General features: G+C 64.9%; 8 protein-coding genes and 5 pseudogenes. 6 read left to right on the top strand and 7 right to left on the bottom strand.

The genetic code is table 11. The features are described 5' to 3' along the window. Nucleotides 1-329: 329 nt before the first annotated feature. Together J2X68_RS39775 and J2X68_RS39780 are read right to left on the bottom strand one after the other, a co-directional pair. On the bottom strand, nucleotides 330-575 hold the full coding sequence (locus J2X68_RS39775; protein WP_310437493.1) for a DUF2630 family protein: 246 nt from the start codon (nucleotides 573-575) through the stop codon (nucleotides 330-332). Between the two features lie 328 nt (nucleotides 576-903). After that, entirely contained in the window at nucleotides 904-1,629 is a 726-nt protein-coding gene (locus tag J2X68_RS39780; protein ID WP_310437494.1) for a pyridoxamine 5'-phosphate oxidase family protein, read from the bottom strand. A 1,014-nt stretch (nucleotides 1,630-2,643) separates the two neighbouring features. Between J2X68_RS39780 and J2X68_RS39785 the strand changes: the two genes are divergently transcribed. From J2X68_RS39785 to J2X68_RS39795, 3 genes are all read left to right on the top strand, one after another. Then, nucleotides 2,644-3,306: a hydrolase gene (locus J2X68_RS39785; protein WP_310437499.1), complete on the top strand. Its 663-nt coding sequence runs from the start codon at nucleotides 2,644-2,646 to the stop codon at nucleotides 3,304-3,306. A gap of 201 nt (nucleotides 3,307-3,507) precedes the next feature. Further along, on the top strand, nucleotides 3,508-4,128 hold the full coding sequence (locus tag J2X68_RS39790) for a YoaK family protein (protein ID WP_310437500.1): 621 nt from the start codon (nucleotides 3,508-3,510) through the stop codon (nucleotides 4,126-4,128). A gap of 68 nt (nucleotides 4,129-4,196) precedes the next feature. Next, nucleotides 4,197-6,086, top strand: a complete 1,890-nt coding sequence (locus J2X68_RS39795; protein ID WP_310437495.1) for an amidohydrolase — start codon at nucleotides 4,197-4,199, stop codon at nucleotides 6,084-6,086. Nucleotides 6,087-6,542: 456 nt separating this feature from the next. Here J2X68_RS39795 and J2X68_RS39800 read toward each other — a convergent pair. The 3 genes and pseudogenes from J2X68_RS39800 to J2X68_RS39810 form a co-directional block, all read right to left on the bottom strand. After that, nucleotides 6,543-7,009 (bottom strand): annotated as a pseudogene (locus tag J2X68_RS39800) (GNAT family N-acetyltransferase); the annotation flags it as partial. A 12-nt stretch (nucleotides 7,010-7,021) separates the two neighbouring features. Continuing rightward, on the bottom strand, nucleotides 7,022-7,930 hold the full coding sequence (locus J2X68_RS39805) for a transglycosylase SLT domain-containing protein (protein ID WP_310437496.1): 909 nt from the start codon (nucleotides 7,928-7,930) through the stop codon (nucleotides 7,022-7,024). A 121-nt stretch (nucleotides 7,931-8,051) separates the two neighbouring features. Then, nucleotides 8,052-8,297: pseudogene (locus J2X68_RS39810) on the bottom strand (WhiB family transcriptional regulator); the annotation flags it as partial. 487 nt (nucleotides 8,298-8,784) lie between these two features. On the opposite strand from J2X68_RS39810, the pseudogene J2X68_RS40440 reads away from it, so the two are divergent. Together J2X68_RS40440 and J2X68_RS40445 are read left to right on the top strand one after the other, a co-directional pair. Further along, nucleotides 8,785-9,145: pseudogene (locus J2X68_RS40440) on the top strand (transposase); the annotation flags it as partial. 119 nt (nucleotides 9,146-9,264) lie between these two features. After that, nucleotides 9,265-9,639, top strand: a complete 375-nt coding sequence (locus tag J2X68_RS40445; protein ID WP_399041959.1) for a hypothetical protein — start codon at nucleotides 9,265-9,267, stop codon at nucleotides 9,637-9,639. Nucleotides 9,640-9,673: 34 nt separating this feature from the next. Here the strand turns inward: J2X68_RS40445 and istB are convergent, their stop codons facing one another. Then, nucleotides 9,674-10,444 carry an IS21-like element helper ATPase IstB gene (istB, locus tag J2X68_RS39820; protein WP_310437498.1) on the bottom strand — a complete coding sequence of 257 codons (771 nt, stop codon included), beginning with the start codon at nucleotides 10,442-10,444 and terminating at the stop codon, nucleotides 9,674-9,676. Then, nucleotides 10,441-11,861 (bottom strand): annotated as a pseudogene (gene istA, locus J2X68_RS39825) (IS21 family transposase). The gene istB and the pseudogene istA overlap by 4 nt, the downstream one beginning before the upstream one ends. 119 nt (nucleotides 11,862-11,980) lie before the next feature. Here istA and J2X68_RS39830 point away from each other — a divergent pair. Further along, nucleotides 11,981-12,339 (top strand): annotated as a pseudogene (locus tag J2X68_RS39830) (transposase); the annotation flags it as partial.

The following is a 12,339-nucleotide window of genomic DNA, read 5'->3' on the forward strand; positions in this document are numbered from 1 at the left end:
AACATCACCCGCAGCCGTCTCGGACACCTCACCCGCCAAGGCTTCCTCATCCAGCCCGGACGAGGCCGCTACCAGAAACGGACTTAACGTCCTCTCAGATGGCCCGCCCCACGACCTCGCGCCCTGCTTGACGGACGGGATCTTCTTTGCACGTGCTGGCAGCCCTTGGGAGCGAGGGACGAATCAGAACACGAACGGCTTGATCCGGCAGTACCGTCCTCTGCGCACCGATGAGGGCTTCGTGCCCGCCTTCGCCTCGCGGGCGGCAGCGGCTGCAGCTGCGTGGTCGGCGCGGCCTTCGGGACTGCTGTGCGTGAGTCCCGATCCGTCTACTGCAAGTAGCTCTCGACGGCCGAAGCAGACCTGGGGACGGCCTCGTCGGGGTCTTCTCCGAAGTCCCGCTTCGCGCGTCGTTGCCGGAGAAGATCCCAGCACTGGTCGAGTTCGACCTCGGCCGCATGCAGTTCCTGGCGCTCGGTGCGTTCGTCTAGAGCGCCGGCTTCTCGGCGACCGCGCAACGTGTGTTCACGATCAACCAGTGCGGCGATCCGGCTCAAGATGTTGTCTTCGTTCACTGAGTCTCCTCATGACGCCCAGGCTTTCAGGCCGGGGACAAATGGGAAGCTCCCGCGTTGCGGGGCATGGAAGAGGGCAATGGACGGGCGGATAAGCTGTTGTCAACGCCTACCGGTTCGAGCGCGGTCTCCCGCAGAGGACGATCTCGGAGGGCGAGCAGTGAGCGGGAGTCAAGGGGCCGCCTGTCAGTGGGGCCCGTGCCAATGAGGGCGTGGCTGCGAAATTGTTCCCAGGCAGGCGAGACTCGCTCTCGCTCAGCGGGCGTCAGCCTTGCAGACGGCGTGTGAGCGCCCCTCCTTTGGTTGTTGCGGCAGCTGAGGGCGATAGTTAGGAGTCCGGCAGGAGTGCCGCCATCCGGGTACGAAGAACCTCGTTCTCGGCCTCCAGGGCGTCGACGCGGTCCCGAAAGGGCTGCACTGCGGAGGCCACTTCCTCAGCCGTGTAGCGCGGAGTGATGTGCTGGGGGCAGTTCCAGTCGAAGGCGGTGATTTGGATGCGCACCTCGCGTTCCACGATCGCCCTGTACCCAGGAATCCCTGATGCTCCTGCTGAGGCTCCTGGGTGGCGTATGTCGTCGATGGTTGCGATGCCGAAGATCTTGAGGCGCGCCTGGCGGGCATAGTCCATGAAGATGATGGATACGCGCGGATCGTAGGCCACGTTGCCAGTGCTTATGTACTGACGATTGCCTCGGAAGTCGGGCCAGGCCAGAGTGTGCTCGTCGGGGGTCGTGACGAAGCCCTGTGGGCCGCCGCGGAACTGGACGTACGGTCTGCCATCGGCGGCGACTGTCGCCAGGTAGAAGCCGTCCTGCTCGGCGATGAAGTCCCTTTCGGCGCTGCCCAGCGGGTCCTTGATCTGGCTGAGCGCCTTGTTCTGCGCGGAATCGTTGATCGAGGTTGCGTCTGTTTCCCTGTCCGCCGGACGTCTACCCGTACGCCTCGGGCCGGAAGGCTTTCGGTCTGTGCGCTCGACCGCTCTCCGGCTGCCGTAGTGGTTCTGCGCTTCCAAGACCGGCTCGGTGAAAGCAATTGCATAGTAGTTTCGGCTCATTTGTTCCTCCTGGCCCATGCGAGCCTCGTGCCTGCCGTCTGCCTGGTTCTTCGCGTTGTATCGAGGCGGCGTCCGCCCACGTTGCCGCGGATAGATGACGGGTCGTCCCAGTGACGCAGCTACCAGGCAGGAGGGCGTTCAGGTGAGTCGGCCGTGCAAAGGCGCCGCACGTGGAAGGTCCGCACTGTGCCTCCTTGGTGGACGACGCGATCAGGCGGTGCGTCCACGAAGTGTGGGCCCGGAGACTTACGCCCTTGTGCATAGACAGTTGAACGGGAATCACGTGAGACGGTCTTCCGTCGCCGGAACAGCGCGGGCAACGGCGGCACTGGGTTCGGGTGCCGCTGATGCTGCCGACGTGGAAGAAGGCGCCCATGGCCGGCCAAGGCATGGCGCTGGGTGAGGTAGCCGATCAAGTTGTTGCAGTCAGCAGGTTGCGGTCCACGGGGATGCGCCTGAAGGACATCTTGGCACTCAGCAAGCCGGGACCAGCGATGAGCGTGCCGACCATTGTGTCCTCACGGGACAGCTCGGAGGCAACAGTCGCTGACGCTGATCGGCTACCCCAAGGCGGGCTACGACCGCATGCATGCGCCGGCGTTCCACAGGGCCGCTGATCAGCTCGTCGGACACGCGCGCGCCCGTTCGCGGGACGTGTCTACCGTTGCGCGGCCTGGCCTGGACGGCCGGACTGTGCTCGCATGTGTTCCAGGATTCCTTCACTCTTCGTCCACCGCGCGCTCCTAGATTCCTCTCGGGAATGAGGGGCCGTGCTGGCCAGGGGGCTTTGGCACGCACACCATCTGGCGCGATCGACATCGTCGGCCCGCTGTACCCACAACCTCCCACTCCCCTCGGGAGGTTGCCAGTTCCACGGATGAACCGCCACCCGTACAGACGCCCGGGAAAGCCGCCGCGCGGCCCCCTTTGCGCGACCGCTCCCAGCGGCTGTCTGACGGGCCCGCGCTGTGTTCGGCTGATCAGCAGCCGAGCCAAAACGAGATGGAATTCGACATGTTCAATATCGCGGATGTCAAGGCAGCTCCGAGCCCGGACCTCCTGACTCCTGACAACTCGGTGATGATGTTCGTCGATCACCAGCCGCAGATGTTCTTCGGCGCCGGCAACGGGGACCGCACCGCTGTCATCAATGCCACCGTGGGCCTGGCGAAGGCGGCGAAGGTATTCGACGTACCCGTGGTCCTCACCACCGTGGCAGCCGAGTCATTCTCCGGTCCGCTCATGCCGCAGCTGGTCGAGGTCTTTCCGGGCCATGAGGTCCTCGACCGCACCACGATGAACCCGTGGGAGGAAGACTCGATCGTCGAAGCGGTCAAGGCAACCGGCCGCAAGAAGATCATCATTGCGGGTCTGTGGACCGAGGTGTGCATCGTGCTTCCGGCTCTGTCCGCACTCGGACAGGGTTACGAGGTCTACGTGGTGGCGGACGCTTCCGCCGGAGTTACTCCACAGGCCCACGAGCATGCCATCCAGCGCATGATCAGTGCCGGTGCGGTGCCGGTGACCTGGCTTCAGGTCCTGCTCGAGCTGCAGCGTGACTGGGGGCGCGAGAAGACGTACGGCCCCGTCACGGACATCGTCAGGGAGCACGGCGGCGCCTACGGCCTTGGACTTGTCTACGCCGAGGCCATTGCCGGGGCCCACGCAGCGGGCTGAGCTGTCGAGCCGGCGCCGCTCCGGGACCGAGAGCCCGGGGTCGGCGCCGCCTCCGGCGGCGGGCCCAGCCCCAAACGCGCCGGGCCCGGGTTCGAGCACACAGACGGCGCGGGCCTGACCAAGGAAACAACTGTGGATTCCACTCCAGCCGCTCCTGCGACCTCACACGCAAACGGTCCCAAGCCGCTCCTGCCGTCGCTGATGACCGTGACCGCTGTGAGCGGTCTGATCGACGCGATCAGTTATCTGGGCCTGGGACATGTCTTCACCGCAAACATGACCGGCAACGTGGTCGTCATAGGGTTCGCGGTCGCAGGTGCCCCCGGCTTCTCGGTCGTCGGCTCACTCGTGTCGCTGGCCGCCTTCCTGACCGGGGCCATAGTCGCAGGCCGGCTGGAAAAGGTCATGCATGCCCATGCATCCGTGAGCTTCCTGCGCCGGGTCCTGGGCATCGAAGCGCTCCTGCTGGCCGTGAGCGCAGCCGTCGCTTTCACCACCGGACACGCGGTCCACGCTTTGATCGCCCTGACCGCGCTGGCCATGGGCCTGCGCAACGCGACGGTGCGAAGGCTCGCCGTTCCAGATGTCACCACGACAGTACTCACGCTCACCTTGACCGCTCTTGCGTCCGACTCGACTTGGGCCGGTGGCACCAATCCACGAGTGGGCCGTCGTCTGGCTTCCGTGCTGGCGATGCTGGCGGGCGCGCTGGGCGGAGCTCTGCTCGTGCGCCACACGGGACTGGGCTGGCCCCTGCTGCTCAGCGCCTTGGGTACCACTGTCGCCGCTCTGGTCCTGCCGCGGCTCTCGTCTTCCGGTTGAGGTGTCCTACGCGGACATCCCGGCCCGCCCTTCCTCCCTCACCTCGACCTCCGCCGGAGATAATTCCTATGGCCACCATGCCTGTCGCTGGATTTCCAACTGCCCGTGCTGACCACGTCGCCGATATCGTGGTCCGCAACGCCAAGATCTACACCGGTGATCCGGGGTGTCCACAGGCCGGCGCCGTAGCCGTCAAGGACGGCAGAGTCACCGTGATCGGAGAAGACGCGGATATCGTCGAACTGATCAGCGCCCGAACGCGGGTGATCGACGCGTTGGGTCGACGCGTCATCCCCGGCCTCAACGATTCCCATCTGCACGTGATCCGGGGGGGTCTGAACTACGTGTTGGAATTGCGCTGGGACGGTATCCCCACCCTGCGCCAAGCGCTGGCAATGCTGCGCGAGCAGGCTGCCCGCACTCCGAAAGGCCAGTGGGTCCGGGTCGTCGGCGGCTGGTCGGCGGAGCAGTTCGCCGAGAAGCGGCTGCCTACCGTCGCCGAGCTCAACGCCGCCGCACCAGACACCCCGGTGTTCGTACTGCACCTTTACCAGGCGGCCCTCATGAACCGCGCGGCGCTGAAGGCTGCCGCCTATACCAAAAACACTCCCGACCCCAGAGGTGGCCAGATCGTGCGAGGCCGTGATGGGGAGCCGACCGGCATACTTCTGGCCGCGCCCAGCGCGCTGATTTTGTACTCCACACTCGCCGCGGCACCGATGCTGCAGGGTGAGGACCTGAGGACCTCCACCCGGCACTTCCTGCGCGAACTCAACCGGTTCGGTCTCACGTCAGCCATCGATGCCGCCGGCGGTTTCCAGAACTTCCCGGACAACTACGACACCGTTATCGGTCTCGCCCGAGACGGCCAACTGTCGCTGCGTATCGCCTACCACCTCTTCCCGCAGACCCCAGGCCAAGAGATTGACGATCTGCGACGCTGGATCGCTATGGTCAAGCCCGGAGACGGCGATGAGTGGCTTCGTCTCAATGGCGCCGGCGAGAGCCTGATCTGGGCGGCTACCGATTTCGAGAACTTTGTCCAGCCCCGGCCCGAGTTGGCCGCGGGCTACGAGGCGAATCTCGAGACGGCGGTGCGGCTGCTTCTGGAGAATGGCTGGGGCTTCCGGCTGCATGCCACCTATGACGAGACCATCCGCCGCGACCTGAACGTTTTCGAGAAGCTAGCTGGCGAGGGTCTTTTCCCTCACGGGAACCGGTGGCTCTTCGACCACGCCGAGACCGTTTCACGACACAGCCTGGACCGTATCGCGGCGCTCGGCGGTGCCGTCTCGGTCCAGAACCGGATGTCCTTCCAGGGCGAGGCGTTCGTGCGACGCTACGGGGCCGCAGCTGCCACCGAGGCCCCGCCGGTACGCGCCATGCTGGACCGTGGACTGACAGTTGGCGCCGGAACGGATGCGACGCGTGTGTCCTCCTACAACCCGTGGATCGCACTGCACTGGCTGGTCACTGGCCGAACCGTGGGCGACCTGGCCATCTATCCGCCCCAAAACCGCGTCAGCCGAGAGACAGCCTTGAGCATGTACACACAAGCTGGCGCGCGGCTCACCGGGGAACACGACGTCAAGGGCGTCCTCAAACCCGGCCACTACGGCGACTTCGCCATCCTTTCCGACGACTTCTTCACTGTCGCGGAAAACGACATCCCGCACATCGAATCCCTGCTCACCGTGACCGGCGGCCGCATCGTCTACGCCGCAGCCGAATATGAGGGGCTGGACGAGGCCATACCCACCATCCACCCGACATGGAGCCCGGTGGCACACTACGGCGGCTATCAGGCCACCGTGAAGCCCAGCATCGCTGGCGCCCGCCAGGCAGAACTTATGGCGCACGCCGTATCCGAATCCGAACAACACCGGCAGTGGCGGATTCAGCGAGGCTTTGCTCCCGATACTTCGACCATGGTCTTCGACACATGTTTCGTTCTGTAATGCACACAACGGGCCCACGTCACCCTCCATATCGGACGAGAGCTTGAGGGACCTGGGACCGCTTCCCCTGCTGCTGGCGTTCGGTCTGCTGCTCACCGGGCATGGATTTCAGAAGGTCAGTCACCGTCTCCGAAGCCAGGTAGTCGAGGGCGGAGCAGCGGCATCTCCGCGGCAGGCGACGGACAGATCGCCGCAAGCCTGTTCCCAATTAGCACAGCCTCGGGTACGAGCAGGTCCGACCCTACTCCCGCTGTGAATCGTGATCTTGCTGGTGGGGCCTGTACACAACCGGCGAGGCCGCCGTTGAGCAGGGTCGATGTGTGGACTGACGACGAGACGGCGGCCACTCCACAGTGTCGATCCCGCCTTTACACGGTCGGCCGGCATGCCGCCGGGCACTGGCAAGCGGCCCGGGCCTGCCCTCGGACGGGACCGCTCACCGCGTGCTACTCCTCGCTAGGCCGTTTGGCCCGCCGGGTGGAAGTTGATGCGTTCACGGATGACGGGGAAACCGGCCTTGGCGAAGTTCGCGGCCATGGGGAAGTTGGCCTGGTCCGTCGCTCCGCCGATGAACTCCGCGCCCTGCTCGACGAGGAGGTGGGTGCACTCCGCGAGGAGGTCGTAGGCGTAGCCACGACCGCGCTGTTCCGGGATGACTCCGATGAAGCCGATGGTCGGGCCGGAGGGGTTGTGGGCCGGGATGTGGATGCCGGCCAGGTCGCCCTCCGGCGTGTGGGGGTCTGCCACCATTCCCGCGGGGAGGGGCACCAGTGGAAGAAGTCGAGTTCCTCCTGGGCGGCCTGGTCGAGGCCGCCCTCCTTGATGGCCCTGAGTGCGTGGGCGTCCAGGGTGGCGGAGTGGATGCGGCGCAACGCGTCGAAGAACACGGTGTCGTCGGGTTCGGCGCTGAAGCGCAGGCACCCAAGGATGGCTCACTAGGGTTCCGGCTCAGGGACTGGCTCTGCTGCAGGTCCGGATTGGCCACCGTCGTCCCGCAGTCCCGGTACTCCGGCAAGCTTCCGTGGAGGCGGCCCGACACCTTCCATGGTGGCGAACCAGGTTCGAACGCCTGTGATGTAACTCTGGGAGTCATTGGTGGCTGGGACAGCTTTCGCTGTCCGAACAGTGTCGATCCCGACGTCGTAGGCAGTCAGAGTCAGATCAAGCAAGTTGCCTGTGACTTCGTTGCGCTCCAGCATCTCCCCTATCTGCTTGGAGAGATCGCATAGATATTTCCCCTGTGCAGCAATCGATTCTTTCGGCTGGAATGGATCAGCGTCCTCACCCTGGAACTTCTTGAAGACTTCGACGGGCACCTGCGAAATACCTTTGGCGCCATTTAGACCCACAAACTTGGAATCAAATCCGGATTCATACTGGATCTGGGACGCTATGACGACGGGGCCGATTGCGTCACAAATTCTACCAGTGCTATTGATTATGGAATACAGGTCAGAAGGAACCGTGCAGGGTTCACCACCAGCATGTTCAGCGCCGTTCGAGAGGGTGACCTCTAGTTTCCCGAGACCATCTCCGGTGATGATTCTCGAGGCTCGATCGGCTGCACTCTGCGGATCTGATTCCAGTTTTGCCTGTTCCGAAGTTTCACAACGCTGCTCAGCGTCTGTGAGTCCGCTGTTCAGATCACCTACACTCCCAAGTCCCGAGAATGAAAGTCCATGAAAAAACATGTAGATGATCACAAGGGGAAACAGAAGTACTCCCAACCCGCCGACAAGGATCAGAACGCCGGCCATAAGGGCCACTCCCACTGGAGCGGCGAGGCATCCGAACCCGCCGACTGCCGCAACGGCCATTTTGGTCCCGTTTGACTCGCCTGCCACCGCTCTGTTCCCCACTTCCTTATCAGTCCGCCCAACTCATTCAGCCGAAACCAGTTCTGCGTCGACTGACATACAGTGTCTACTTGCTCGACACGTGGAAAATACGTTAAGGAATACTCGTGAGAATATTATGCCAAGAAAGGACGCCTGGACGGCGCCTCAACATGGCACGGCGTTCGCGCTCGGTCTTGCCACCCCATACTCCGAACTCGATGCGCTGGTCCAGGGCATAAGCGAGGCATTCGACGCGCACGGGGCATTGATTGCACACGGCTTTCGCTTCGCGCTGAGAGCCGGGTTCGGAAAACAGAGCCTCGGCTTCGAGAATCCCACAGACTCCCCTTTCACTCCAATCAACAATGCCCATTTTACCCACCAAACTCTCCGTAAATTTTCTGAGGTTTTGCTTACACGGAGCGCGGATCTCAAGATCAATTTACCGAGCGACTAATCGGCACCTAATTCCGCGAAGCTGTTCATCGCGCAAGTTTTAAGGATTTTCGAACAAGGAGGACAGGTCCGGGATCTTCGAGAGGGAGAAAACATTGTCACCAACATCGTTTCCTTTGGCCGTTCACTCTGCTGGTCCACTTCCGGCGGAGTCCTCCTGCAACGATCCGTCGGCCTAGCGTTCCTGCTGCTGCAGAACTCAGGCACCTCACACACGGACCACCTCAGGCCATCAGTTCTAAGGAGCACCATCCGAGACCAATCTGTAACATTCCTACGCCTCGGGGCTTGGGGGCGGTGATGACCTCGTCCGAAGTCAGCGGTGCGCATCGTGCGCCGGCGTGACGATTGGGCTGAGCGCGAGAGGCAGGCTGAGCAGCGGACCGCAGGGCTAGTAGGACTCCGTGGCTGATGTGTTCGCCTCCGTGCCGCGCAAGGACCAGCGGGCCAAGAGCGACTGCTATCTGCGGGGGCTGATGCTGGACGGACGGCGCAAGTCGATCCAGCCGATGGCTGAGCGGCTGCCGGACGGCAACGAGCAGAACCTGCAGCAGTTCGTGAACCAGTCGACGTGGGATCCGGTGCCGGTGCGGCGACGGATCGCGCAGCGGATGGTGCCACAGATCGGCCCGGATGCCTGGGCGGTCGACGACGTGGCGTTCCCCAAGGACGGGAAGATGTCGGTGGCGGTCGCCCCGCAGTACTGCGGGGCGCTGGGCAAGCAGGCCAACTGCCAGGTCGCGGTGAGCGTGCACGCGTGTCGGCGTACGGACTTTTCTCCCCAGATGCGTACGGACGAACGTCCCCGGCTCTGGCCGCAGGCAGCGGCAACGGGACACAGAATCTCGGTTGAGATCGATGCCCCGAGCCGGGACACTCACGCGATGAGCCCCAGCACATCGTCTGAACCGATCGAGCGAGGGTGGGACGAGCCCTGCTATCGGGTCCGCATGGACAACTTCCATGCGTCGTTCCTGCCCAGCGACGGCGAGGGCTTGGACGAGGTCTGCAACGTCGATGTCTTCGTGACCTTGAAGGACGGATCCTGTTGGACCGCGACCGTGTTCACCGTTGCGGAAGTCGAGCGCCTGATGAAGCTCTGGGCAGGGACGGACGAGGCCCTCGGGGGCCGGTATTTCTGGGTCTCGGACGGTCTGATCGTCAGGGATCCCGGCATCGGCAGCATGACCGGCGTGATCGCCGGCCTGATCGAGAACGGCGAGTTCTCCAAGATCTTTCAACGGGTGATCGACGACTGATCACGTGCTCGGCCGCCGGAAGCGTCGTGGGCGGTCAGGCCACGTCGTTCTCTCGCTCGATGGCCTTGAGGCGGTTCTTGAGCCGGTAGCTGGGGCCGTTGATGGAGATCACTTCGCAGTGGTGGAGGAGGCGGTCGAGGATGGCGGTGGCGAGGACCTCGTCGCCGAAGACCTGGCCCCATTCGCTGAAGGTCTTGTTCGAGGTCAGGATGATCGATCCCTTCTCGTAGCGCTTGGAGATGACCTGGAAGACCAGGTTCGCCTCGGCTCGTTCGAGGGGCTGGTAGCCGACCTCGTCGACCACGAGAACGCTCGGTCGCAGGTAGGTGCCGAGCTTGTTCGTCAGCCGTCCGGCGGCCTCGGCGGCTTTGAGGTTGCGGACCATGTCGTCGAGGCTGGTGAAGTAGATCGAGTAGCCGGCCCGGCAGGCCGCGACCGCCAGGGCGACGGCGATGTGCGTCTTGCCGACCCCGGGCGGCCCGAGCAGGGCGGCGTTCGCCTTGCCCTCGACGAACGAGAGGGTGGCAAGGTCCTTGGCCTTCCGTGGGTCGAGGTCGGGCTGGAAGGAGAAGTCGTATTCGTCGAGCGTCTTGTGGTGCGGCAGCCGGGAGAGCCGCAGGCCCTGGCGGAAGCGGCGGTCGTCGCGGACGGCGAGTTCCTCGGACAGGACCAGGTCGAGGAAGTCGAGGTAGCCCATCTTCCCCTCGTCGGCCCGGCGGGTGTACTCGTTGATCGTTTCGGCCAGGTGGGGCAGGCCGAGCTTGCCGGCCGTGTTGTGGATGCGGGTGGAGACCAGCTCGCTCAAGACGTTTCCCTCGTGCTCGGACGGGTGGTGAAGGGACGGGTTCCGGTCAGCTCGTCATAGACCGACAGTGGCCGGCGTCCGACCTCGACGCGGGTGGCCGCGGCCCGGTTCAGCAGGGCCTGCAGAGGTCCGGCCTTCTCGCCCAGAGGACGCTCTTGGCGGGGCTGGGCAGGACGTCGCCGGTTGTGGTGCGACGTCCTCTGCCGGTGGGCAGGCCGTCCCAGTGGGCCTCTTCGACGACGCGGACCCCGCGGCCGATCGCCCGAGGATGGGTCGCCAGCAACGTCTCGCCGCTGGAGTCGGCCATGGTGGAGTGCAACATGATCTGCGACTTCGTGGCCCGGATCTCCACCAGCTGCCGGGGGCGGACCCTGCGGGCCGGCACCGAGTAGAGGTTGCCGCCGAAGGCGACCAGGCAGTCCTTGCCGACCGGCCGCAGATGCCGTTCGGCCACCAGATACGGGGTCGGCGGCAGTGGCTTGAGGGCCACGTGGTCGCGGGCGGCCCGCTCTCCGATGATCTGCTGGTGGGTCCTGTGGGCCTGGGCCCGTCGCTGCGGGACCCAGGTGACGAAGGCCGCGTCCATCTCCTCGACGGAGGAGAAGGATCGGCCGGACAGGACGTGGTCGCGGACGATGAGGACTTGCCGCTCGACGCGTCCCTTGCCGGTGGGCCGGTAGGCGGCCAGGACGTCGATGTCGAAGTCGTAGTGGCCGGCGAAGCCGACCGCCTCCGGATGCAGCGGGACCGCCGCCTCGCCCGGGGCGACGTGGCGGCGGACGACGGTCTTGGTCCGGTCGTAGACGATCGTCATCGGCACCCCGCCGAAGTGAGCGAAGGCCCGGCGGTGGCAGTCGAAGAACGTCTGGAGGTCCTGGCCGGTGGTGAAGCAGCAGAACGGGTCGCGCGAGTACGACAGCGTCATGTGGAAGGAGTAGACCTTCGGGATGCCCATGTGGGCGAGGATCTTGCCCTCGTCGCCCCAGTCGACCTGAGCCTGGGCGCCAGGGATGACCTCGAAGCGGCGGTGCATGCCCGCCAGCTCCTTCGGCGTGATGCCGAGTTCCTCGGCGATCCGGGGCCGGGCTTCCTGGACGTAGAGCTTGGTCCGCTGATAGTTGCCGGTGAACCCGTACTGCGCGGCCAGCCGCTCGTGGATCACTGCGGCCTTCATCAGGATCTCGGCCCGCAGCATCGAGTCGACCAGCGGCGCGAACTCGTCGATCACCCTCGCCTTCGACCGCCCGTTCGGCGACCGCCGCGGCGGGGTCGCCGGACCCGGTGCCGACAGATACTTGCGGACCGTCTTCCGGTCCAGCCCGGTCTCCCGGGCCACCTCCGAAAGGCTGATCGCCCCGGATTCCAACAGACTCCGAAAGCGCCGCAGTTCCAACCAACGTTGCGGATCCAGGACCACCGTCGACCGCCTCCCGTCGCCTCTCACCGACCAAGCAGCAGAGTGCCGAGCAGCAGGTCTCAACGCATCAACAACTGGCCCTTTTCATCCGTACGAAGCTGGGGACGTTCGTGTGTACGCCGACACACGCGGTCTCCGACACCGCCTCCTGTCCGCTGCAGTGGCGGCTGTTCGTGCCCCAGGAGTGGGCGGCCGATCCGGTCCGTCGGCGCAAGACGGGGATCCCTGAGGAGACCGGGCACCGGGAGAAATGGCGCCTGGCCCTGGACGCCATCGATGAACTGGCCGGATGAGGTCTGGTTCCGCCGGTGGTGGTGGCCGATGCCGGCTACGGGCAGAACGCTGACTTCCGTGACGGACTGAAACGTCGGGGCATCGGTTACGTGGTGGTGATCCGCTCGGATGTGACCGTCCACCCGCATGATGCAGTGGGGGGGGCGGGGGGGGCGGGGCCGGGGGGGGGGGGGGGGGGGGGGGG

Source organism: Streptomyces sp. 3330, assembly GCF_031456635.1.
Lineage (GTDB): Bacteria > Actinomycetota > Actinomycetes > Streptomycetales > Streptomycetaceae > Streptomyces.

What these genes read in the sequence shown, in the direction of transcription:
- J2X68_RS39780 (WP_310437494.1), bottom strand. Translation starts at nt 1,629, where the DNA reads ATGAGCCGAAACTACTATGCAATTGCTTTCACCGAGCCGGTCTTGGAA.
- J2X68_RS39785 (WP_310437499.1), top strand. Translation starts at nt 2,644, where the DNA reads ATGTTCAATATCGCGGATGTCAAGGCAGCTCCGAGCCCGGACCTCCTG.
- J2X68_RS39790 (WP_310437500.1), top strand. Translation starts at nt 3,508, where the DNA reads ATGACCGTGACCGCTGTGAGCGGTCTGATCGACGCGATCAGTTATCTG.
- J2X68_RS39795 (WP_310437495.1), top strand. Translation starts at nt 4,197, where the DNA reads ATGGCCACCATGCCTGTCGCTGGATTTCCAACTGCCCGTGCTGACCAC.
- J2X68_RS40445 (WP_399041959.1), top strand. Translation starts at nt 9,265, where the DNA reads ATGAGCCCCAGCACATCGTCTGAACCGATCGAGCGAGGGTGGGACGAG.